The sequence below is a fragment of the Barnesiella intestinihominis YIT 11860 genome, assembly GCF_000296465.1.
Taxonomy (GTDB): domain Bacteria; phylum Bacteroidota; class Bacteroidia; order Bacteroidales; family Barnesiellaceae; genus Barnesiella; species Barnesiella intestinihominis.
On record NZ_JH815205.1, the window covers coordinates 263,109 to 285,307 of the forward strand.

At 43.4% G+C, this 22,199-nt stretch carries 20 protein-coding genes, 2 tRNA genes, 1 rRNA gene and 1 other annotated feature (1 of these 24 only partly in view); of the genes, 11 read left to right on the plus strand and 12 right to left on the minus strand.

Going from position 1 to position 22,199, the window contains the following annotated elements; genetic code table 11:
- Positions 1 to 1,195: a sequence feature (mutual gap in cmsearch alignment for this rRNA model is longer than 100), on the minus strand (it extends 3,459 nt beyond the left edge of the window).
- A complete protein-coding gene (locus HMPREF9448_RS14865) occupies positions 205 to 483 on the plus strand; it encodes a hypothetical protein (protein WP_232297244.1) in 279 nt (92 codons plus the stop codon). It overlaps the preceding feature by 279 nt.
- Here the strand turns inward: HMPREF9448_RS14865 and HMPREF9448_RS14870 are convergent.
- The 9 genes from HMPREF9448_RS14870 to HMPREF9448_RS10075 all read right to left on the minus strand — a co-directional run bounded on the left by HMPREF9448_RS14870 (position 912) and on the right by HMPREF9448_RS10075 (position 8,115).
- The gene (locus HMPREF9448_RS14870; protein WP_232297245.1) at positions 912 to 1,058 is read right to left on the minus strand and encodes a hypothetical protein; all 147 of its coding nucleotides are present in this window, start codon (positions 1,056 to 1,058) and stop codon (positions 912 to 914) included. Its footprint lies within the feature at positions 1 to 1,195.
- Positions 1,196 to 1,296: 101 nt before the next feature.
- Positions 1,297 to 1,370, minus strand: a tRNA-Ala gene (locus tag HMPREF9448_RS10040).
- 23 nt (positions 1,371 to 1,393) lie between these two features.
- Positions 1,394 to 1,470, minus strand: a tRNA-Ile gene (locus tag HMPREF9448_RS10045).
- Between the two features lie 117 nt (positions 1,471 to 1,587).
- Positions 1,588 to 3,119 (minus strand): 16S ribosomal RNA (locus HMPREF9448_RS10050).
- A 363-nt stretch (positions 3,120 to 3,482) separates the two neighbouring features.
- Positions 3,483 to 4,733 carry an SH3 domain-containing protein gene (locus HMPREF9448_RS10055; RefSeq protein WP_008862456.1) on the minus strand — a complete coding sequence of 417 codons (1,251 nt, stop codon included), beginning with the start codon at positions 4,731 to 4,733 and terminating at the stop codon, positions 3,483 to 3,485.
- Positions 4,734 to 5,098: 365 nt separating this feature from the next.
- On the minus strand, positions 5,099 to 6,199 hold the full coding sequence (gene ald, locus HMPREF9448_RS10060; protein WP_008862457.1) for an alanine dehydrogenase: 1,101 nt from the start codon (positions 6,197 to 6,199) through the stop codon (positions 5,099 to 5,101).
- 153 nt (positions 6,200 to 6,352) lie between these two features.
- A complete protein-coding gene (locus HMPREF9448_RS10065; RefSeq protein ID WP_051008914.1) occupies positions 6,353 to 7,252 on the minus strand; it encodes a phosphodiester glycosidase family protein in 900 nt (299 codons plus the stop codon).
- A gap of 33 nt (positions 7,253 to 7,285) precedes the next feature.
- Complete coding sequence (locus tag HMPREF9448_RS10070) at positions 7,286 to 7,561, minus strand: putative quinol monooxygenase (protein WP_008862459.1); 276 nt, start codon at positions 7,559 to 7,561, stop codon at positions 7,286 to 7,288.
- Between the two features lie 170 nt (positions 7,562 to 7,731).
- A complete protein-coding gene (locus HMPREF9448_RS10075; protein ID WP_008862460.1) occupies positions 7,732 to 8,115 on the minus strand; it encodes a DUF3127 domain-containing protein in 384 nt (127 codons plus the stop codon).
- A 301-nt stretch (positions 8,116 to 8,416) separates the two neighbouring features.
- Between HMPREF9448_RS10075 and rsfS the strand changes: the two genes are divergently transcribed.
- The 7 genes from rsfS to HMPREF9448_RS10110 all read left to right on the plus strand — a co-directional run bounded on the left by rsfS (position 8,417) and on the right by HMPREF9448_RS10110 (position 15,818).
- On the plus strand, positions 8,417 to 8,773 hold the full coding sequence (gene rsfS, locus HMPREF9448_RS10080; protein WP_008862462.1) for a ribosome silencing factor: 357 nt from the start codon (positions 8,417 to 8,419) through the stop codon (positions 8,771 to 8,773).
- Positions 8,774 to 8,810: 37 nt separating this feature from the next.
- Entirely contained in the window at positions 8,811 to 10,859 is a 2,049-nt protein-coding gene (ftsH, locus tag HMPREF9448_RS10085; protein ID WP_040296163.1) for an ATP-dependent zinc metalloprotease FtsH, read from the plus strand.
- 150 nt (positions 10,860 to 11,009) lie between these two features.
- On the plus strand, positions 11,010 to 11,852 hold the full coding sequence (locus tag HMPREF9448_RS10090) for a phosphatidate cytidylyltransferase (protein WP_008862464.1): 843 nt from the start codon (positions 11,010 to 11,012) through the stop codon (positions 11,850 to 11,852).
- A 61-nt stretch (positions 11,853 to 11,913) separates the two neighbouring features.
- Complete coding sequence (locus tag HMPREF9448_RS10095; RefSeq protein WP_008862465.1) at positions 11,914 to 13,083, plus strand: AIR synthase related protein; 1,170 nt, start codon at positions 11,914 to 11,916, stop codon at positions 13,081 to 13,083.
- A gap of 30 nt (positions 13,084 to 13,113) precedes the next feature.
- Positions 13,114 to 13,725, plus strand: a complete 612-nt coding sequence (gene udk, locus HMPREF9448_RS10100; RefSeq protein ID WP_008862466.1) for a uridine kinase — start codon at positions 13,114 to 13,116, stop codon at positions 13,723 to 13,725.
- Positions 13,726 to 13,730: 5 nt separating this feature from the next.
- The gene (locus tag HMPREF9448_RS10105) at positions 13,731 to 15,125 is read left to right on the plus strand and encodes an MltF family protein (protein ID WP_008862467.1); all 1,395 of its coding nucleotides are present in this window, start codon (positions 13,731 to 13,733) and stop codon (positions 15,123 to 15,125) included.
- 144 nt (positions 15,126 to 15,269) lie between these two features.
- Positions 15,270 to 15,818, plus strand: a complete 549-nt coding sequence (locus HMPREF9448_RS10110; protein ID WP_008862468.1) for a DUF3332 domain-containing protein — start codon at positions 15,270 to 15,272, stop codon at positions 15,816 to 15,818.
- A 110-nt stretch (positions 15,819 to 15,928) separates the two neighbouring features.
- Here HMPREF9448_RS10110 and HMPREF9448_RS10115 read toward each other — a convergent pair whose 3' ends face one another.
- The gene (locus tag HMPREF9448_RS10115) at positions 15,929 to 17,386 is read right to left on the minus strand and encodes an aminoacyl-histidine dipeptidase (protein WP_008862469.1); all 1,458 of its coding nucleotides are present in this window, start codon (positions 17,384 to 17,386) and stop codon (positions 15,929 to 15,931) included.
- Between the two features lie 315 nt (positions 17,387 to 17,701).
- Between HMPREF9448_RS10115 and HMPREF9448_RS10120 the strand changes: the two genes are divergently transcribed.
- The 3 genes from HMPREF9448_RS10120 (at position 17,702) to HMPREF9448_RS10130 (ending at position 19,428) form a co-directional block, all read left to right on the plus strand.
- Positions 17,702 to 17,884 (plus strand): hypothetical protein, encoded by a 183-nt coding sequence (locus tag HMPREF9448_RS10120; protein ID WP_040296225.1) that lies wholly within the window; start codon positions 17,702 to 17,704, stop codon positions 17,882 to 17,884.
- Between the two features lie 44 nt (positions 17,885 to 17,928).
- Complete coding sequence (locus HMPREF9448_RS10125) at positions 17,929 to 18,528, plus strand: OmpH/Skp family outer membrane protein (protein ID WP_008862471.1); 600 nt, start codon at positions 17,929 to 17,931, stop codon at positions 18,526 to 18,528.
- Positions 18,529 to 18,597: 69 nt separating this feature from the next.
- Positions 18,598 to 19,428 (plus strand): SGNH/GDSL hydrolase family protein, encoded by an 831-nt coding sequence (locus HMPREF9448_RS10130; RefSeq protein WP_008862472.1) that lies wholly within the window; start codon positions 18,598 to 18,600, stop codon positions 19,426 to 19,428.
- Positions 19,429 to 19,440: 12 nt separating this feature from the next.
- On the opposite strand, the gene radC is transcribed toward HMPREF9448_RS10130, so the two are convergent.
- Positions 19,441 to 20,142, minus strand: a complete 702-nt coding sequence (gene radC / locus HMPREF9448_RS10135) for a RadC family protein (RefSeq protein ID WP_008862473.1) — start codon at positions 20,140 to 20,142, stop codon at positions 19,441 to 19,443.
- A 2-nt stretch (positions 20,143 to 20,144) separates the two neighbouring features.
- Positions 20,145 to 21,140 carry a glycosyltransferase gene (locus HMPREF9448_RS10140; RefSeq protein WP_008862474.1) on the minus strand — a complete coding sequence of 332 codons (996 nt, stop codon included), beginning with the start codon at positions 21,138 to 21,140 and terminating at the stop codon, positions 20,145 to 20,147.
- Positions 21,141 to 22,199: the final 1,059 nt, after the last annotated feature.

The window sequence follows — 22,199 nt, forward strand, 5'->3', positions numbered from 1 at the left end:
CGACATCCACAGCTTCGGTAAAGGGCTTATGCCCGATTATTATCCATGCAAAACTCCTCGACTAGTGAGCTGTTACGCACTCTTTAAATGAATGGCTGCTTCCAAGCCAACATCCTAGCTGTCTTTGCAGTTTTACTTCGTTTGTTCAACTTAGCCCTTATTTCGGGACCTTAGCCGGTGGTCTGAGTTGTTCCTCTTTCGGACATGGACCTTAGCACCCATGCCCTCACTCCCGAAGACCAAGTGATAGTATTCGGAGTTTGTCAAGACTTGATAGGCGGTGAAGCCCTCGCATCTTATCAGTCGCTCTACCTCTATCACTCTGCTTCGAGGCTGCACCTAAATGCATTTCGGGGAGTACGAGCTATCTCCAAGTTTGATTGGCCTTTCACTCCTACCCTCAGTTCATCCGTAAGCTTTTCAACGCTTATCGGTGCGGTCCTCCAATTGGTGTTACCCAACCTTCAACCTGACCAAGGGTAGATCACTTGGTTTCGCGTCTACTCCCGCTGACTGTACGCCTTGTTCGGACTTGCTTTCGCTTCGGCTGCGCGACTGAATCGCTTAACCTTGCCAGCGAGAGTAACTCGTAGGTTCATTATGCAAAAGGCACGCCGTCACACTTTAACATGCTCCGACCGCTTGTAGGCGCATGGTTTCAGGGTCTGTTTCACTCCTCTGTTCGAGGTTCTTTTCACCTTTCCTTCACAGTACTGGTTCGCTATCGGTCTCTCGGGAGTATTTAGCCTTACGGGATGGGCCCCGCTGATTCGCCCCGGATTTCTCGTGTCCTGGGTTACTCAGGTGTCCACTAGGCTTCTGTCGGTTTTCGCGTACCGGGCTGTCACCGTCTCTGGCTACGATTTCCATCGTATTCCGCTAACTTATTTCTTGCCGTGTCGTGGATCCTTCTACCCCACTCGTGCCGTAACACGAGTGGTTTGGGCTGTTCCGCGTTCGCTCGCCACTACTGGCGGAATCATTGTTATTTTCTTTTCCTGCGGGTACTTAGATGTTTCAGTTCCCCGCGTTGGCTTACCGCTTGGCGGTATGGCCATTGCTGGCCGGGTTGCCCCATTCGGATATTTACGGGTCTACGGCTATTTGCGCCTTACCGTAACTTTTCGCAGCTTATCACGTCCTTCTTCGCCTCCGAGAGCCTAGGCATCCTCCATGCGCCCTTGTTTACTTTCTTCCGCGTCTTCCGTCTCTGCTTAGAGACGGCGACGTTAGGGGTTGATATGGGTTTGCTTTGCTCGTTTACTCTTCTTTTTCCATCATGTCAAGGATCTTTCGTGGAGAATAACGGATTCGAACCGTTGACCCCCTGCTTGCAAAGCAGGTGCTCTAGCCAGCTGAGCTAATCCCCCCTTTTACCACCTGACCTCCGGCCTGGTAGTCCCAGGCAGATTTGAACTGCCGACCTCTACATTATCAGTGTAGCGCTCTAACCTACTGAGCTATAGGACTATTCTTCAAATCGTGCCTGCGGCGGGTTGTTTTCCTTCTTTTTATATTGAACGAAGCGTGTAGTACCAAGAGAGAGCTTGGTCTTTTCCAGTCTTATTGCAGGTTTTGCTTCTCCAGAAAGGAGGTGTTCCAGCCGCACCTTCCGGTACGGCTACCTTGTTACGACTTAGCCCCAGTTACCGGTATTACCTTCGTACGCTCCTTGCGGTTGCATGCTTCAGGTACTCCCGGCTTCCATGGCTTGACGGGCGGTGTGTACAAGGCCCGGGAACGTATTCACCGCGCCATGGCTGATGCGCGATTACTAGCGAATCCAGCTTCATGGAGTCGGGTTGCAGACTCCAATCCGAACTGAGACAGGTTTTCGGGATTCGCGCGTCATTGCTGACTGGCTGCCTTCTGTACCTGCCATTGTAACACGTGTGTCGCCCCGGACGTAAGGGCCGTGCTGATTTGACGTCATCCCCACCTTCCTCGCGGCTTGCGCCGGCAGTCTCGACAGAGTCCTCGGCTTCACCCGTTAGTAACTGTCGATAGGGGTTGCGCTCGTTATGGCACTTAAGCCGACACCTCACGGCACGAGCTGACGACAACCATGCAGCACCTCGCAGGTGACTATTACTAGCTGCCGGCTTTCACCGACATTCCCCCTGCGTTTGAGCCCGGGTAAGGTTCCTCGCGTATCATCGAATTAAACCACATGTTCCTCCGCTTGTGCGGGCCCCCGTCAATTCCTTTGAGTTTCACCGTTGCCGGCGTACTCCCCAGGTGGAATACTTAACGCTTTCGCTGTACCGCTTACATTGTATCGCAAACAGTTAGTATTCATCGTTTACTGCGTGGACTACCAGGGTATCTAATCCTGTTCGATACCCACGCTTTCGTGCCTCAGCGTCTGTTTCACCCTAGCAGGCTGCCTTCGCAATCGGGGTTCTGCGTGATATCTATGCATTTCACCGCTACACCACGCATTCCGCCTGCCTCTTGTGTACTCTAGCTCGCCAGTTTCAACGGCACACTCCGGGTTGAGCCCGGAAATTTCACCGCTGACTTGGCGTGCCGCCTACGCACCCTTTAAACCCAATAAATCCGGATAACGCTCGCATCCTCCGTATTACCGCGGCTGCTGGCACGGAGTTAGCCGATGCTTTTTCTTCGGATACTTGCAATACGCTACACGTAGCGTACTTTACTCTCCGACAAAAGAGGTTTACAACCCGTAGGGCCGTCTTCCCTCACGCGACTTGGCTGGTTCAGTCTGCCGACCATTGACCAATATTCCTCACTGCTGCCTCCCGTAGGAGTTTGGACCGTGTCTCAGTTCCAATGTGGGGGACCTTCCTCTCAGAACCCCTATCCATCGTCGCTTTGGTGGGCCGTTACCCCGCCAACTGGCTAATGGAGCGCATGCTCGTCTGTAACCAAAATTGCTCTCTTTAATGAACTCTCCATGCGGAGCGCCCATATTATGGGGTATTAGTCCGGATTTCTCCGGGTTATCCCCCTGTTACAGGTGGATTGCATACGTGTTACTCACCCGTGCGCCGGTCGCCGGCAAAGGTATTGCTACCTCCCCGCTGCCCCTCGACTTGCATGTGTTAGGCCTGTCGCTAGCGTTCATCCTGAGCCAGGATCAAACTCTTCGTTGTATTTTCTTTATTCTTTATTATACCTTCGAAGCGTTACCTGACCGAATTGACTTCTTTCTCTCTTATTTCCTGTACTACACTTGCTTCTTCAATTCCTTCAATGAACTTGGCAAAAGTTCCCCGGGGCGTGCCCCGTTTCCTCTTTTGCGGTTGCAAAGTTAATGCATTTTCCTATTCCGCTCCAAATTTTTTTCCCACTTTTTTATGCTGTATAACATGAAAATTATACAATAGACTTATTTTCAACTAAGTATATGTAAAAAAAATTTCTCGAATAGATGCTTTCAAACAAATTATTCCGGACTCTTAAATGGAGCTATGCAGTCCACATAATAAACTCAGAGAATAAAAACAGCTGTAAAATTATCTTTTTACCTTTATTTTCTTACCAGACAAATCTTCTATTTCTGCATTAACACTTAACCGGAAGCGATCGCAACTATCAAATCCATGAACCTTCTTCGGTGTTTCCCCTACAAAGCAGGAACTTTGCAACGATGAATAATGTGCACAATTCCTACATATCAATTTCCCTTTATGAACAAATGTCTGTTCTTTTTTCCCATATCGATCTTTCACTCCAAAAGAAACATAATTGCCCAGCCCCAATCCATGATGGACAATCTCGATAATACCTACCACCAAAAGACAACACAATAGCAGTACAAACAAGCCGATGATATTGGTGAACATATAAATCATTCCTACAATACCTACAAAATAAACCATCGACCACAATAGTCCTGCCCGCAGACTACCCCGCTGGACGAAACTCTTAACCATCAAGAATATTTGGAGACCCTGTAAGACCAACAGCAACCCCAATGAGAGAGCCATACCGGGTTGCCAAAACAATCGCGACGCCATATATCCCAAGAGGCACAAGGGCATAGAATATACACCTATCCGCCGACCACCAGACCCGATGGAATGTACAAGCTGAATGTCGTCAAGAGTAGCGGTGAACGAGGTCCACTGATTGATACATATAAGCGCTACCAGAATATACAATATGAGATATACGAACATTCCCAACGCTCCATATCCGGCATATCCGTAAAACCAAAGCGCCTGATCGCCATGCCCCGCCATATAGACCACTTCTATTATGCTCAATGACAAAAACACCACGATGTTCAGTTTGTACCGCCACCCTTCCAACCAATTACCTCTTACCCGGTGGACCCATAACAAGAAGCACGACAAAATGAAAATCGCCCATACAAAAGTCATCGCGACATTGGCGTTAACAATCCACGTCCACCTCTCTCCATACAACGGCAGAGGCAAAATATTTTTCAAGAAGGATAGATTTTCATCTTTTTCGGCTAAATTCCCCGCCTCAACTTCTTCGAGATAATTGGCATTCACATACGCCACCTTACCATTAAAGTTGATTTTCGCCCAAGCATCTTCAACCGACTCCGCTATGACAGTGTCGCTTTTTGTAATAGTTCCAATTTTTTCACTTTGTACAGACGGCTGCTCACGGACATTCAAATTCGAGACACTAACGGCACGATACGAGACAACCTCTGCCGAACAAACCGCACACATAAAAGAAGAGAGAATGAAGCCAAACAAAACTGTTTGAATACGAGTAATCGTTTTCATGGAGAGTAATTATAAGATTTACAATCCGATTATGATATCACTTGCAAATATAATCTTTTCCTACAAAGGTCCAACGACTCTCTTCACATTATTTTCTTCATTCTCCCCAAACCTCTTCCAGACACTTTCTACAAGAGGAATTACCCGATTGAGATTTATCTCTCTTTCAACTAAGAAGCTGTTTTAAATTTATTGAGAAATAATATTATCATTGCAAACAGGTATGTTCCGGCCATATTGAGCCCCTGTCTCGCATCTTGAATCCCTTGATTTTTGTCAATAGCCCGCTATTGACTGCATATCTCGGACTCCAATCTACTTCAACATAGGTCTCAATCTGTCTCGGAATAAATTTAAAACAGCTTCTAAATCGTTTCACACGGCAACCCAAAGGCTTCGGCAACTGCCGGATAAATGATTTTGCCATCGACAATATTCAGTCCTTTATACAATGCCTCATCTTCGGAACAAGCTTTTTGCCAACCTTTATTGGCTAATTGAACCACATAAGGAAGTGTGGCATTTGTCAAAGCCAATGTCGAAGTCGCAGAAACAGCACCGGGAATATTGGCTACACAATAGTGTATTATACCATCGACTTCGTAAACCGGTTCGGAGTGAGTCGTCGGACGAGAAGTCTCGAAACAGCCACCCTGATCGATAGCCACATCGACCAATACAGAACCCTTTTCCATCGTGGACAGCATATCTCTCGTAATCAAATGAGGGGCTTTCGCACCTGGAATCAATACAGCTCCAACTACCAAATCGGTCGTAGGAAGCTCTGCACGAATATTAAATTCAGAAGAATATAACGTTTTAATATTAGCCGGTTTTATTTCATCAATATGCCTTAAACGCGACAATGAAAGGTCTGTGATTGTCACGTCAGCTCCCATTCCGGCGGCAATGCGAGCTGCCGAATACCCCACAACCCCTGCGCCAATAACCAACACTTTTGCGGGTTTTACTCCCGGAACACCACCCATCAATTTTCCTTTTCCACCTTGCGGGCGTTCTAAAAAACGCGCACCCTCCTGCGTTGCCATTCGTCCTGCCACTTCCGACATAGGAATCAACAAAGGCAGGCTGTGATCTTTCAACTCTACCGTTTCATAGGCCAAACACGTGGCTCCACTCGACATCATGGCCTCCGTTAATCTTCTATCCGAAGCAAAATGGAAATAGGTAAACAACAATTGGCCTTTACGGATAAGCGGATATTCAGGAGCAATAGGCTCTTTTACCTTTACAATCATTTCAGAGATAGCGTACACGTCTTCAATAGTCGCCAATATTTTTGCTCCGACTCGTTCGTATGAACTATCCGGAAAACCACTATTCTCTCCGGCTCCTTTCTGGACATACACCGTATGCCCATGTTTCACCAACTCATTCACTCCTGCCGGAGTCATGCCTACTCGGTTTTCATTGTTCTTGATTTCTTTTGGAATTCCTACAATCATAGCCTATAAGTATTAAGATTAGATTAAATTCGGTTGAAAGATAAGAAAATTATTTTTTACTTTATTACATCAACATTCATTTTTTTCGACAAAAAACGGGGAGGTTCTGATTCATCAGAGCCTCCCCCTCTAAATATCTATACAGTAATGTATTTAATTCTTCTTGACCAACAAAACCGAAGGCACAGCCCGCTCTCCTTCGTGGTCGTATATTCCATTATCGCAAGGATAATTAATAACACCATATCCTTGTATATACAGCGTGGAAGAACCGCCACCATCTAAATTAAGAGCATCGGTCGCCCCCATTTGCCGAGCAAATGTCCGCAAATCATACAGATTCACTCCTTTCGCACCATCTAACCTCCCATCAAAAACTATCAACAGCACCTTATTATCATCGGTAGTAGCCACGCAGGTGCGAGGATGCGTATCGGTAGTGAAAGTATTGCTCCACATAGCGACATCACGACCGTCGTCCAACATCAAAGGCCCCGACACAACAACTTGCTGATAATTTCCACCCTGAGTAGCTTCCTCCGTCGAACTCCACTTTTTTATTTCTACAACATCTCCCGTCGCACAAAAAGCGCCCGTCGCACGTGTGGAAAATTCATTTGTCTGAGTAGCAGCCATCACTGTACCATTACATTTCAAAAAATGACGGCTGATCCCGGTAGAAGTATTGAAATATGTTCCATTTACAGCGGCCAATGCGTTAGCAGCCAATGCCCGATCGCTAGTCGTCTTTTTTAGCGAACCTGCCTCATAAGACACCAAAAAGGAAACATCGGCTTTATTCAAATCGATTTCCAGCATGCTTATCGTTTGAGGATAATCGAATAGTAACGGAACTTGGGCCGTTTTACTAATTATTCCTGTCTGAATTTCCCGTTCCTGCCATTGTATTCCGGCAATAGCAATTGAATCGGCTTGATTTCCGCCCGATGGCCTTTGCGGAACCGACGAACTACCATCATCTTTCCCACACGAAGACATACCCGCAATCATCGACACAACCATTACGGGCAAAAACAACTTACTCCATTTCATCTTCCTTGAACTATTGAAGAAACCGTGTGAATATCAAAAATTAAATTTTTCGAGTTTCATCTCGGAAAGCTCTTTCATCTTTCCTACATACGAAACGAAATGAGCTGTCTGTTCATGAATCGACAATGCATCGGCATCTTTCCATGTCTCGCAAATCATCAATACATCGGGACGTGTACTGCTCTCAAAAATATCATATGCTACACAACCCGGCTCCTTCAATGAGCATTCTGTCAATTTTCTCGCTATATCAAGAACCTTATCTCGACAAGATTTCTCTACCTGAATAAAAACATTCAATCTAATCATAACTTTTCAATTTATTCGATACCAGTTTTGAACTGGTAAAAGTAATATATTCTCCTCATAAAAGAGATTGCGAAAAACAAATATAACTAAACAAATTCCTCAATCTCTAATAAACGAAGAGCCGCCTCTGCAACAGATACGGCTCTTCCATCTACTATATTTTAATTCTATTAGAATGGCAAATCATCGGTAGGAGAAGGCGCCAAATCGGGAGCTGCCGGAGCCGGTGGGAACGGAGCTATATCGTTGGGCATCGGAGGCATATCGGGAACACCCTGAGCAACAGGAGCTGACTTTTCTATCTTCCAAGCTCTCACATCGGTGTACCAACGACCATTAAACTCCCTACTTTCAAGATCAAAGCTAACCACGACATCTTCGCCGATAGCGGCAGGATATTGATCTACTTTATCACCGAAAAGATTGAAACAAACTTTTCGAGGATATTGCTCTTCTGTTTCCAAAACATACTCTTGCTTTTTCCACGGATTGCCTGCTTTCGAAACACCCTCCTGCAAAGGCAACACATGGATTATTCTTCCTTTAATTTCCATATTCAATTTACAAACTGTGTAATTATTCGGCAACAAATATAGCAAAAGGTAAGGGGTAAGGCAAGATGAAAACAAGTTTTTTTCACTCCGTTCTGCCCAAACTTCATTTTATATCGCAAAAGCAGCGAGACTTCCAATAAAAACATTTTCACTTTTTTATTTGTTATCTTACAAAAACCTTTCTCTATAACATTTATTAAAAAGGAGTTTTAACTAAACCCTCAATTTTATAACAAGTCACCTCTCTTGAAATCGGAAAAATCGCATTATCTTTGCAAACTGAGATTATATATTCAAACAAATGAAAGAAAAGCAATTACTTAAAACCATCGTAGAAGGCATTCAAGAAAAAAAAGGAAAGAAAATTACAACCGTAGATCTCTCAAAAATAGAATCGGCAGCCACCTCTCATTTTATTATTTGCGAAGGACAATCGACAACCCAAGTCATGGCGATTGCCGATAGTATAAGAGAATATGTATTACAAAATACAGGGATAAAACCTTTCGGATACGACGGATATCAAAACGGACAATGGATTGTTATCGACTACGGTAGCATATTGGCCCACATTTTTTTACCGGAATACCGAAATTATTATAAGCTCGAACAATTATGGAATGATGCCAAATTGGCAGAAATTCCCGATGTGGAATAATTTTTGATACATCAACAGCACATTATATCATCAAAATATGGGAAACAACAATATGTCTCCATTAGGACCTAAAAAGAAAGGTATTCGATTCAATTTGTATTGGATGTACTCGCTCATCGCTCTCGTTTTAATAGGACTTTACTACATGAATGACAACACGATGAGTAAAGAAGTGAATTGGACCGAATTCGAAAAAATCGCCAAAGAGGGCGGTATAACCAGACTGACCGTTTTCGCCAAAAAAGATTATGCCGAAGCCCAACTGAACGACAGTACAGCCAAAGCTGTCTTTAAAACTGACAAAATAAACGGGAAACCAGTAATATATACCAATATTCCTTCGGGAGACAGTTTTGCAAAAACTCTCGATACGTGGAAAAAGGAAGATGGTTTTAATGCAGAAGTCTATTACGAAAACAGTAGTGACCTAACTAACATATTATGGTCGGTAGGCCCATTCATATTACTCATTGTATTTTGGATTTATTTAGCCCGCCGAATGACCAATCAAGGCGGAGGAGGCAGCGGAGGAGTATTCAATGTAGGGAAAGCCAAAGCTCAACTTTTCGATAAAGACGGCGCTGTAAAAGTGACGTTCAATGACGTTGCCGGATTATCGGAAGCCAAACAAGAAGTCGAAGAAATCGTAGAGTTTCTAAAAAATCCCAATCGTTATACCGACTTAGGGGGCAAGATCCCCAAAGGCGCCTTATTGGTAGGTCCTCCGGGAACCGGAAAAACATTATTGGCAAAGGCCGTTGCCGGAGAAGCCAACGTCCCGTTTTTCTCTTTATCTGGTTCCGATTTCGTAGAAATGTTCGTCGGTGTGGGAGCCTCTCGTGTTCGCGATCTTTTCAGACAAGCCAAAGAGAAAGCTCCGTGTATCGTCTTTATCGATGAAATCGATGCTGTGGGGCGTGCTCGTGGGAAAAATCCGAATATGGGTTCTAACGACGAACGAGAAAATACATTAAATCAGTTGCTAACCGAAATGGACGGATTCGGCTCGAACAGCGGAGTTATCATTTTGGCTGCTACCAACCGAGCCGACATATTGGATAAAGCATTGCTGCGCGCCGGACGATTCGACCGTCAAATCTACGTAGAACTGCCCGAATTGAACGACCGGAAAGAAATATTTAAAGTCCATTTAAGGAATGTAAAAATAGACGATTCTGTCGATGTAGACCTTCTGGCTCGACAAACCCCCGGCTTTTCGGGCGCAGATATAGCCAATGTCTGCAATGAGGCCGCCCTCATCGCCGCCCGAAAAAACAAAAAAAGCGTTCAACGGCAAGACTTCATGGATGCTGTCGATCGTATCGTCGGCGGTCTGGAAAAACGATCTAAGATTACAACCCAAGAGGAGAAACGCTCCATTGCCATACACGAAGCCGGGCATGCTTCTATCAGCTGGTTATTGAGATATGCCAACCCCCTCATCAAAGTAACGATCGTTCCTCGCGGACGTGCATTGGGAGCTGCATGGTATCTCCCCGAAGAACGACAAATCACGACTCGCGAGCAGATGCTCGACGAAATGTGCGCCACATTAGGAGGTCGTGCAGCAGAAGAAGTATTTCTCGGACGAATCTCAACCGGTGCTTCCAACGATTTGGAAAGGGTTACCAAACAGGCTTATGCTATGGTCGTTTATTTCGGTATGAGCGAAAAATTACCGAATCTTTCTTATTATGATTCCACAGGGCAAGAATATGGATTTACCAAACCGTATAGCGAAGACACGGCTAAACTCATCGATGAAGAAGTAAGCAAAATCGTAAGCGAACAATACGAAAGGGCTAAAAAAATTCTAAAAGAGAATGCCGACAAACACGCCCAACTGGCAGAAGTATTGATCTCCCGTGAAGTTATTTTCTCGGAAGATGTCGAACATATCTTTGGAAAACGTCCGTGGGTATCTCGCTCCGAAGAAATCTTGCAGGACGAAGAATCGGCAAAACAAGAAGGAGAAAAAGCCGAGAAAGAAACCCAAGAAAAAGACCTCTCGACAGGAAACGACAATACCCATGAAAGGGAAAACAAAACGGAGGAAAAACCAGAGAAAGATTCGGAGAATACATAGTTTTCACCAACTCCCCCTATATAAGAAAAGAGGTATCGACTTGTCGATATCTCTTTTTTATGTCGCATCACCAAAAAAGAGCCCTAAATAAACGTAAGTTTTTTCAGAGAATAGTTATATTTGTCAGCGATTTATCAAAACAAAAAAATCGTGAAAAATTTATTGACCCGAACTTTAACCGGTATCCTTTTTATCGTTATCATCACAACGGCCGTTCTATCAGGAGCTTATACATTTCTCTTTATATTCGGTATCATCTCGCTCCTCGGATATATCGAATTTATAAACCTGACTCAATTTGGCAGAAAGTTCGATAAGATATTACTCATGCTCGACATGGCAGGAGCCTGTGCCCTATTTCTAGCTGTATTTTCTTTCTCTGGACAATTACCATATAACTTCCAAAAGGCTTCTATCCTCACTTACGTTATTTACCTCATCGCACGTCCAGTCACGCAACTCTATTCGACACCCGAAAAATCGCCCATAACCAGTTGGGCATATAGCATTTTAGGTCAAATTTATGTTGTACTGCCTTTGGCCCTATTAGGAGTTTGGGGATACAAAAGCGACTATCAACTATTCATGAATACCGAATATTTGCTGATGGCTCTTTTTGTATTCGTATGGACAAACGATACCGGTGCGTATATCGTAGGTTGTACGTTAGGTAAACATCGACTGTTCGAGCGCATATCGCCAAAGAAGTCATGGGAAGGATTTTTCGGAGGTTTGGCATTCTGTATCATACTCGCTTCTTTGGCAAACTACATCATACCGGGTATGCTTTCGACAGCCCAATGGATAGGTATGGGAATCTTAACCTCCATATTTTCCACTTGGGGAGATTTATGCGAGTCCTTACTCAAACGTACGGCAGGAGTAAAAGATTCCGGGAAAATATTGCCGGGGCACGGAGGTATTCTCGATCGCTTCGACAGCGAATTGATAGCCTCGCCCGTTATATTCATATATCTGACTTTCGTTTTATAACCCCGATGCTTGCATCGACTTCTTTTTTACATTAAATTTGTAATTATTCAAATATCCGCCTATGAACGACCAACGTTATAATCTGCGAGGCGTATCGGCTTCAAAAGAAGATGTACATAACGCCATAAAAAATATAGATAAAGGAATTTTCCCAAAAGCGTTTTGCAAAATTATACCCGACATACTCGGAGGAGACCCCGAATATTGCAACATCATGCACGCAGATGGAGCAGGGACCAAATCGTCATTAGCTTACATGTATTGGAAGGAAACTGGCGACCTCGGTGTATGGAGAGGCATAGCGCAAGATGCCCTCATCATGAACATAGACGATCTGCTCTGCGTAGGCGCGACCGACAATATACTCGTGTCCTCGACGATCGGACGAAATAAACTATTGGTCCCCGGAGAAGTCATTTCGGCAATCATAAACGGGACAGAAGAACTCCTCGCCGAATTGCGGGACCTCGGAGTAAACGCATATAGCACCGGAGGTGAAACGGCCGATGTCGGAGATTTGGTTCGAACGATCATAGTCGATAGCACTGTCACTTGTCGCATGAAACGGAAAGATGTCATATCGAATGGCAATATCCGGCCGGGCGATGTCATAGTAGGATTATCGTCCTATGGACAAGCCTCGTATGAAAAAAGCTATAACGGAGGCATGGGCAGCAATGGTTTGACATCGGCACGACACGATGTATTCGGGAAATATCTCGCGACCAAATACCCCGAAAGCTATGACAATGCAGTTCCTGACGAATTGGTATACTCAGGGACATTGAAACTTACAGACAAAATAGCCGAATTAGGAATAGATGCCGGTAAACTGGTATTGTCACCTACACGAACATACGCCCCTGTCATAAAAAAATTGCTCGACGAGATGCGGTCGCAGATACACGGTATGGTACACTGTTCGGGTGGAGCTCAAACCAAAATCATGCATTTCGTAGAGAAGATGAGAGTTATCAAGAACAACCTCTTTCCGGTTCCGCCTTTGTTCAATATCATACAGGAACAATCGGGAACCGACTGGCATGAAATGTACAAAGTATTCAACATGGGGCATCGCATGGAAATCTATGTAGACTCATCGAATGCTCAAAAAGTTATCGAGATCAGTCATTCATTCGGTATCGACGCTCAAATTGTAGGATATACCGAAGCGTCCGATCGCAACGAGCTAATCATCGAATCGGACAAAGGACGATTTGAATATAGATAAATTCCGTTTCACACTTTAACTAAAACAACTATGTTAATTATAGGAATAGCCGGCGGAACCGGTTCGGGAAAAACCACCGTTGTACGAAAAATTATCGAAAGCCTACCCGCCGGACAAACTGCCGTTATTCCACAAGATTCCTATTATTGGGATAGCAGTCATATACCCGTAGAAGAAAGACAAAATATCAATTTCGACGAACCGGCTGCCATCGACTTCAATTTACTGGTAAAACATTTGAAAGAACTGAAAGCGGGACACTCCATCGAACAGCCCATATATTCGTTCCTGACATGTACCCGCTCCAACGAGACAATAACCGTCGAGCCCCGCGATATAGTCATCGTCGAAGGTATTCTTATTCTTTGCAATGAAGAACTCCGAAACATGATGGATATGAAAGTATTCGTCGATGCAGATGCCGACGACCGACTTATCAGAGTCATCAATCGGGATATTATCGAACGAGGACGTACGGTCGAAATGGTTATCGAACGCTACGAACGGGTTTTGAAACCGATGCATCTGCAACATATCGAACCTACAAAACGATATGCCGACATCATTATCCCCCAAGGCGGACACAACTCGGTGGCCATAGAAATCATGACCAATTTTATTTCCCACAAACTTAAAGGTTAGAAATCATGCGGAGGGCAATATCCTATTGGATATATATACTCTTCGTGCTGATTTTCGTCTCGGCTTGTGGAGGAAACAAACAGCACTCGTCGGAAAATGTCTTGAACGATTTCGATTCTATCTGCCAGCGTGGAGAATTACGTGTCTTGACATTGTATAGCTCCACGTCCTACTTTATTTATCGTGGAGAAGAAATGGGATACGAATACGAGCGTATCAAACAATTCGCAGATCACCACAACCTAAAAACGAAAGTCATCGTCGCCGACAACATCAAGCGCCTCACCGAAATGTTACAAAAAGGCGAGGGTGATATTATAGCTTATGAAATGCCCATTATCGGCGATGCCAAGAATGAATGGTTATATTGCGGAGCGGAAAACATCACTCACCAAGTGCTGATTCAACTTCGAAAACCTAAAAACGAAATGGTTAACGACGTTGTCGATTTAATCGGGAAAGATATTTATGTCGAAGCAGGATCTAAATACGAAGACCGAATCAAAAACCTCAACGATGAACTCGGCGGCGGGATACATATACATCATATCGACAAAGATACAGTCGTTACCGAGGAACTTATAGAAATGGTCTCTACGGGAGAGATACCTTACACTTTGGCCGATAATAACCTCGCGCAATTGAATCGTACCTACTATAACAACATAGACATTCATCTGAAAGTCAGTTTCCCGCAAAGAGCTTCATGGGCGGTAAACAAACACTCCAAATCCCTCGCTCATGCTATAAACCAATGGGTAAAGGAAAACCACAAATCAGACTCTTACCGAAGTATTTCCCGCCGATATTTCGAACTGAGTAAAACTTTACCGGCATCGGCCGTACTATCCATACCCAAAGGACAAATATCTATCTACGACCCTCTTTTTAAAAAATATGCCAAGCAAATAGATTGGGACTGGCGCATACTTGCCGCCCAAGCCTATAACGAATCCCATTTCGATACTTTGGCGGTATCATGGGCCGGAGCGAGAGGGCTTATGCAACTGATGCCTCGTACGGCTCAGGCATTCGGTGTTTCCATGAACGAAATAACCAATCCCGAAAAAAATATCGGTGCGGCTGTAAAAAGTATCCAATCTCTCAATAAGAGTCTTGCTGATATCGAAGATAAAAATGAACGCATAAAATTTATATTGGCGGCTTACAATGGAGGGCTCGGACATATACTCGACGCTATGGCTCTCGCTAAGAAATATGGGAAAAATCCCCATGTATGGGATAAAAACGTGAGTGAATTCGTTTTACTTAAAAGCAACCCTGAATATTTCAATGACGAAGTTTGTAAATTTGGCTATTTCAAAGGCAGACAAACCGTAGCCTATGTCCATGAAGTTTTACGCTATTACAAAATATACCAAGAAAAAATTCCTTTATAAAAATCACATTCTCCAAAAAATTCGTATATTTGTATAAATAGAATACAAAAGTAAGCTATATCCCGACATAATCAATAGGAACATTTGTTTTCATTCTTGTATTATTTTGTACATAAACATATTACTAACTTAAAAATTGAAGTTATGAAAAAGAACAAATTAAACATGGTTGTTGCCATAGCGTTGTGTGTATCGCTGGGTCTTTCTTCTTGTATCGGATCATTTAAATTGACTAATAAAGTACTCGGCTGGAACGAAGGTGTAGGCAATAAATTCGTAAACGAACTTGTATTCATCGCATTCCACATTATCCCCGTATATGAATTGACAGTAGTTGCCGATATTCTTGTATTGAACTCCATCGAATTTTGGAGCGGTGAAAATCTTGTATCTCAATCGACAAAAGAAGTAAAAGGAGAAAATGGAGATACTTACTTAGTAACGACCGATGAAAACGGTTATACGATTACCAATCAAAAAGACAATACGACTATCGGGTTCGTGTTCGATAGCAATGACAACTCTTGGTCTGTTTCTGCCAATGGCGAAACGACGAAGTTTATGACATTCGTCGATGACAATCATGTAAAAATGCCGGGAGTCGATGGAAACGACATGATCATAGAACTCTCGCAAGCGGGTGTAATGGCTTATCAAGAAGCTGCACAGCACTTTAATTTCGCCATGAAATAATCATTAGACCATAACACAAAAAAGAGGGAAGCCGATTAATCGGCTTCCCTCTTTTTTGTTCGAATAAATGGAGAGATATTTTTCAAAATTCCCGTCTCTCCCTCAACACGTTATTCCAACGCAACTTTTTCCAAAATCAAAACCAAATGGTTCCAAAATTTCTCTACCGCCGGAATATGCATCTTCTCATCGGGCGAATGAACTCCCCGCAATGTAGGACCAAATGAAATCATATCGAGCTGAGGATATTTCGTTAAAAACAATCCACACTCCAATCCGGCATGAATAGCCTTGATAGCAGGTGTCTGTTGGTATAATTCTTGATAAGCCTCGACTGCAATATCTTTAATGCGAGAGTGCATATTGGGTTTCCAGCCCGGATACCCGTCGCCATGAGAAGGTTCAGCTCCGGCCAAACGGAACAGACACTCAACTTGATAAGCGATATCGTATTTCTCCGACTCTACCGAACTGCGCTGACTGGTTGCCACGACAATCTTACCCGGCTCGGTCATTTTAACAGATGCCAAATTGGTCGAAGTCTCCACCAAGCCCTCTATATCATGACTCATGGCTATTACTCCGTGAGGAGCTGCATAAAGAGCGCTTATCAAAGCACGTGCAACTTTATCCTCTATCATAAATTCGGGAGTATCGGCAGTCACCATGTCCACAGTCACATTGGGATCAACTCCGCTCAGTTCAGCAGCGACATCGGCAGCATAATGATTCAACTCGGCTCGAACAGCCTCTTTTTCCTCGGGGTTTACCGCGATAACAGCCATTGCCTCCCGCGGTATGGCATTGCGCAAATTACCACCGTCGATAGCACACAAATGCACTTCGTGACGTTGCATACACAACCATAAAAAACGAGCCAACAATTTATTGGCGTTTCCTCGACCCAAATGAATATCCCCGCCGGAGTGGCCTCCCAAAAGATTCTTTACCTCGACACGTAAATAAAATTTACCGGCGGGTAATGCTTCTTGCTTATATGTAAAAGCCGATGTCGTATCGATACCTCCGGCACAGCCGATAAAAATCTCGGCTTCATCTTCCGAATCGAGATTCAATAAATATTTGCCATCGATCATTCCGGACTCTAATCCGAAAGCTCCTGTCAAGCCCGTCTCCTCATCGACCGTAAACAGAGCTTGTATCCGTCCGTGCTTCAACTCTTTATCGGCAAGAACAGCCATAGCTGCCGCCATACCTATACCGTTATCGGCCCCTAATGTCGTTCCGCGAGCCTTCACCCATTCTCCATCTATATACGTTTCGATAGGATCTCGCTCAAAATCATGCTTCACATCTCCGTTTTTCTCACACACCATATCCATGTGAGCTTGCAATATTACCGTAGGAGCTCCTTCACAACCCGGAGTAGCTTCTTTGGTAATAACTACATTCCCGGTTTTATCAACCTTTACTTCAAGGTTCTGCTCCTTAGCGAAGTTCAATAAAAACTCACGAATACGTTCCTCCTTTTTCGAAGGGCGGGGAACCCCGGTTATCGCATCAAAATAGTGCCAAATTGATGTCGGTTTCAGCTCTTTTATGTCCATACTTTTTATATTTTAGTTGCAATTTGATCACTGCTAAACTTTCTGCATTCGAAGAAATTTATGTTAAAATTCACTCTTTTGCCGATTCTGTCGGCAAAATATTTCCATTCTTCGACCGAAATCACATTTTCCTTTCCTATCTTTGCAAAACAAAGATAATGTAAAAGCACAATCAATGAGTTTGTTTTTGCTATATATTGCTTATCTTTGTTTTACTATACAAATATAGTGAAAGGTAAGAGAAGGACAAAATGGACAAGTCCATTTTTCACTCCGAACCTCGGTCTATATTCGATGAAATCAAATATAGTCAAAATGTGGAATATTTTACTTTTTACCGTAGGGTTTGTTGCAGTGGCTGTCGTTCTTTTGGGAATAAGAGTTTTCTTCGTGAAAGGAGGTCGTTTCCCGAGTTCGCACATCAGCGACAACCGGCATTTACGAAATAAAGGAATCGTTTGTGCTGTATCGACCGATGCCCTAGAACGGAAAAAATGATCTGGTAAACGCAATATAAATTTTTAGACTGATAAATACGAATTATGAAAACATTCACCCTTGCAATCCGGATTACAACTGTGGTTGCCCTTTCTTTATTGATGGTACAATGCGGCAATAAACAGGCTGCTCCAAACCAATCCGTAAGCGATGACACTACTATTTCTTCTTACGGAGGCAAACTGCCTATCGCCTATATTAATGTAGATTCTTTGCTTTCAAAATACAACTATGCCAAAGATCTAAATGAAAAGATGATCAACAAGCAAGAAAACGCAAGAGCATCCATCAACGAAAAAGCGAGACAATTGAAGAAAGAACAAGACGATTTTCAACGTAAATATCAAAATAACGCTTTCCTCTCTCCCGAAAGAGCCCAACAAGAATATCAACGATTGGAAAAAAAGGCTGCCGACTTGCAAGAATATGCTCAAAGATTGGAAAACGAAAATATGCTGGAACAACAAAAAATGTTGATGCAAATGAACGACTCGATCAATCTCTTTATCAAAGAATATAATAAAGAAAAGAAATACGAGGCTATCTTCAATAATGCCAGCACGCTTTATATCAATCCTCAATATGACATAACCAACGAAGTGGTCGAACTATTGAATAAGCGATATACTTCTGCAAAGAAATAAAAATTAGGAATTAATCTTTTTTTACAAAACCTGTTACCGAAATGTAGCAGGTTTTATTCATATTATAAAATGAAAAACATCTTCCATCTCATTATTACAGCCGGATTAGTTTCCATGCTCCTTGTTTGTTGTCAACCCCTATACGGAAAACAAATGGTCGCCATCGGCAACAGCATCACAGCGCCCAAAGATTCATGGGCATGGATCACAGCCCAACATTTCGACATGGAACTAACCAACCTGGCCGTGTCGGGAGCCCAATGGACCGACTATCAAGGGACAACTGTCGATACGAATCCGAAACCCGTATACGACGGTGTACACACAAATAATGTCATATCCAATCAAGTATATCGGTTTTTACAACTGATAATACCCGAAGGTGAAATTATATCGGAAGCCGAAGGAGAAAAATTCCATACTTCCACCCCTGCTCCTTTGACCGGATTAAAAACTAAAAATTCTACATTCGACCCGACTATTGTCATTATATCCTGCGGAACGAACGACAGTTCTAACGGAAAGCCTATCGGAGATCCATCGGAACTGGACAAGCCCTACCAAGAGGCAGACAGAAAAACTTTATATGGAGCTATAAACTGGGCTGTCTCCATCATTCGTAAATACAGTCCCGATACCGAAATCGTATTGCTGACTCCGATCCAGCGTTCTTCTCATTCCCAAAAATTACCGATGTTTGTCGATGCTATCCTGCTTGCCGGAGAAAAACTGAACTGTCCGGCAATCAACATGTATGAAGAATCGGGTATTACAGAAGCCGTTGAAGCCAAAGAGCATAAATATCTTTATGACGGACTGCATCCCAACGCTCTCGGACAACAATTAATGGGAGAAGTCGTTATCAAGCACTTGACAGAGTTATATGAAAATAAACAGTAAATAGGCACTACTTCATAAACGCCCTTCGTCGACATAACTGAAATAACCATCTTCACCGACAATGATGTGGTCAAGAACCGAAATATCGAATAAAGCGGCAGCCGACTTTATTTTTTCGGTTACTTTATCATCGGCTTGACTGGGATTAAGATTATTCGAAGGGTGATTATGACACAAAATAACAGCCGATGCCAATTGCTGTAAAGCCGATCGCATAACTAATTTTACATCGACCACCGTCGCAGAAGTTCCCCCTTGACTAACTTTGATCGTATCTATCACCCGATTGGCCCGATTAAGCAGCAAGACCCAAAACTCTTCATGAGGCAAGTCTATCATCTGTCCCCTCAATAAATTATATACATCGGCACTGCCGCTTATCGAAGGTCGTCTGGGCAATTCTTCGTCGCGACGCCGCCGACCTATTTCAAGAGCAGCCATAATAGTAATAGCCTTAGCTTCTCCTATTCCCTTAAATGGCTTTACAAAATCGTCCATTCCGTATTTACCCAAGTTGTTCAAGCTGTTTCCAGCCGAATTGAGTATACGTTGGGAGAGTTCAACCGCTGTTTCATCGACATTGCCCGAACCTATCAAAATTGCTATAAGTTCGGCGTTACTCAACGCCCTGATACCGTGTAGCATCATCTTTTCACGAGGACGGTCCTCGATTGCCCATTCGGTAATTTTCAGTTTCTCTCTTTTCTTGTCCATTGCTATTTTCCTTTTCGCAAACGCACCTCTTCTGCCTCGTCCCTACCTCTGCCTAACAGAACTTTATAAAAAAACGCTTTCAGAAAACCCATGCCATATCCCCCCAACTGTATTATACTGGCGACTACCGACAAGGCTGCTATTTTCAACCGTTTGTTCACGCACCATGAAACTAAGAAAACAGCAAACAAATACATCGCTAACGGCAAGATAGCCGGCCACCAGAAAAAAGAGGCGACTATCATGGCCAACGTGCCTATGACAAAACATGCCGGAAACCAATGAACCAGTTTCAACGTATCAGGATAGAGTAAATAAAGGGAAATGCGCGACATGCCGAAGATATAAATCTGTCTGAAAAACAAACGCATACTAATTCTTCGTTTATGATAGACAAACGCATCGCGGATAAGAGATATATCGAACCCGGCCTGACGAATGCGGGTACTCATATCGATGTCTTCACTGAACATTTCTCTAAATCCCCCGACTCGATCATAAACCTCTCTCGAAAATCCCATATTGAATGTTCTCGGCGTAAATTTTTCAAGTTGAACTTTTCCGCCTCTGATTCCTCCTGTCGTCAGGAATGACGTCATCGAGTAATTTATTGCCTTCTGAACGTCACTGAACGAATCGTGAGCAGCATCGGGCCCGCCGAAACAATCGGTATAATGCCGATTCAATACTGCATTTAAAGCCTCGAAATAACCTTCCGGAATCACACAATCCGAATCAAAAAAAATGAAATAACTCCCCACGGCTCTTTCCAGCCCATAATTACGGGCTATACTTCGACCCTCGTTTTCTTTATAATAATAGTGTATATCCACTATACTAGCATATCTTTTCACGGCATCGGCACAACATACCGTCGAACCGTCTTCTACTATTATCACTTCAAAATCTTTATAGGTCTGTTTCGACAGACTTTCCAAAAGATCATTGACCTCGTCGGGACGATTATATACCGGAATTATGATCGAAAAATAAGGCATAACGACAATTATTCAGTTTGAGACAAATATAGAGAAAGGTGAGCGCAAAGGCAAACGGAAATCTCATTTCCGATTTGACTCTGCCGAACCGCATCCTATATTCTACAAATATAGTGAAAGTTGAGTGCAGAGACAAGAGGAAATCATATTTCCAGCTTGGCTATGCCGAAACAAATCCTACATTATACAAATATAGGTAAAGTCGAATGCATAAAAACAAACTTGTTTAAGAAGCTGTTTTAAATTTATTGAGAAATAATATTATCATTTCAAGCTGGTATGTTCCGGCCATATTGAGTCTCTGTCTTGCATCTTGAATCCCTTGATTTTTGTCAATAGCCCACTATTGGCTGCATATCTCGGACTCCAATCTGCTTCAACATAGGTCTCAATCTGTATCGGAATAAATTAAAACAGCTTCTAAGATTTTTGTCGAGACGCATACCATATTCCATAAAAAACAGAGAGAACAAAGGTTACATTCGGCACTACCGTTTCTTCCCTATCGTATTGCGAATCCCCGTAAAGCATGGGACACGGCAAGGGAGAAGTGTAAAATATATCCTTACACCCCAAAAGGAGAATAATCCTTTAAGCGCCTCTCCTATACCTGCGGCATTGCGGGGTATTCACACACTCCTCCACTGCCGTGTCCCGTAGCCTTACGGGGTGTTTTGCACAGCAAAATATAGGGGAGGTGGCACGCAGTGACGGAGGGGTTAATACATACAATCAAAATTTTATCCTATCTTTCCAACCCCTCTCCTCAGAAACTACTGTTCCTTTGGTCTCTCCCCTATTGTCCGCAACAGGGGAGAAAGTTGAATAGTTCCCGCTCACTACAAAAACACCAAACCATAAAGAAAAAAGTTCACCCTCTCCTCCGCCGTACCCCATAACATTACGGGACACGGCAGAGGAGAGGGTGAAATGCAATCCCATCGCATTCGCTAAAATTTAGGTCTATCCCCTCGAATTTTTTACTGAACCGAAAAAACCTCTATGTCCATAGAGGAAAGGAGTTCAAGAAAATAAAAAAACGGAGTTCGCTTATGGTGA

Excerpts from the sequence above, each read along its gene's own strand:
- HMPREF9448_RS14865 (WP_232297244.1), top strand. The coding sequence starts at position 205 with ATGGACCTTAGCACCCATGCCCTCACTCCCGAAGACCAAGTGATAGTA.
- HMPREF9448_RS14870 (WP_232297245.1), bottom strand. The coding sequence starts at position 1,058 with ATGGCCATACCGCCAAGCGGTAAGCCAACGCGGGGAACTGAAACATCT.
- HMPREF9448_RS10055 (WP_008862456.1), bottom strand. The coding sequence starts at position 4,733 with ATGAAAACGATTACTCGTATTCAAACAGTTTTGTTTGGCTTCATTCTC.
- ald (WP_008862457.1), bottom strand. The coding sequence starts at position 6,199 with ATGATTGTAGGAATTCCAAAAGAAATCAAGAACAATGAAAACCGAGTA.
- HMPREF9448_RS10065 (WP_051008914.1), bottom strand. The coding sequence starts at position 7,252 with ATGAAATGGAGTAAGTTGTTTTTGCCCGTAATGGTTGTGTCGATGATT.
- HMPREF9448_RS10070 (WP_008862459.1), bottom strand. The coding sequence starts at position 7,561 with ATGATTAGATTGAATGTTTTTATTCAGGTAGAGAAATCTTGTCGAGAT.
- HMPREF9448_RS10075 (WP_008862460.1), bottom strand. The coding sequence starts at position 8,115 with ATGGAAATTAAAGGAAGAATAATCCATGTGTTGCCTTTGCAGGAGGGT.
- rsfS (WP_008862462.1), top strand. The coding sequence starts at position 8,417 with ATGAAAGAAAAGCAATTACTTAAAACCATCGTAGAAGGCATTCAAGAA.
- ftsH (WP_040296163.1), top strand. The coding sequence starts at position 8,811 with ATGGGAAACAACAATATGTCTCCATTAGGACCTAAAAAGAAAGGTATT.
- HMPREF9448_RS10095 (WP_008862465.1), top strand. The coding sequence starts at position 11,914 with ATGAACGACCAACGTTATAATCTGCGAGGCGTATCGGCTTCAAAAGAA.
- udk (WP_008862466.1), top strand. The coding sequence starts at position 13,114 with ATGTTAATTATAGGAATAGCCGGCGGAACCGGTTCGGGAAAAACCACC.
- HMPREF9448_RS10105 (WP_008862467.1), top strand. The coding sequence starts at position 13,731 with ATGCGGAGGGCAATATCCTATTGGATATATATACTCTTCGTGCTGATT.
- HMPREF9448_RS10110 (WP_008862468.1), top strand. The coding sequence starts at position 15,270 with ATGAAAAAGAACAAATTAAACATGGTTGTTGCCATAGCGTTGTGTGTA.
- HMPREF9448_RS10115 (WP_008862469.1), bottom strand. The coding sequence starts at position 17,386 with ATGGACATAAAAGAGCTGAAACCGACATCAATTTGGCACTATTTTGAT.
- HMPREF9448_RS10120 (WP_040296225.1), top strand. The coding sequence starts at position 17,702 with ATGTGGAATATTTTACTTTTTACCGTAGGGTTTGTTGCAGTGGCTGTC.
- HMPREF9448_RS10125 (WP_008862471.1), top strand. The coding sequence starts at position 17,929 with ATGAAAACATTCACCCTTGCAATCCGGATTACAACTGTGGTTGCCCTT.
- HMPREF9448_RS10130 (WP_008862472.1), top strand. The coding sequence starts at position 18,598 with ATGAAAAACATCTTCCATCTCATTATTACAGCCGGATTAGTTTCCATG.
- radC (WP_008862473.1), bottom strand. The coding sequence starts at position 20,142 with ATGGACAAGAAAAGAGAGAAACTGAAAATTACCGAATGGGCAATCGAG.
- HMPREF9448_RS10140 (WP_008862474.1), bottom strand. The coding sequence starts at position 21,140 with ATGCCTTATTTTTCGATCATAATTCCGGTATATAATCGTCCCGACGAG.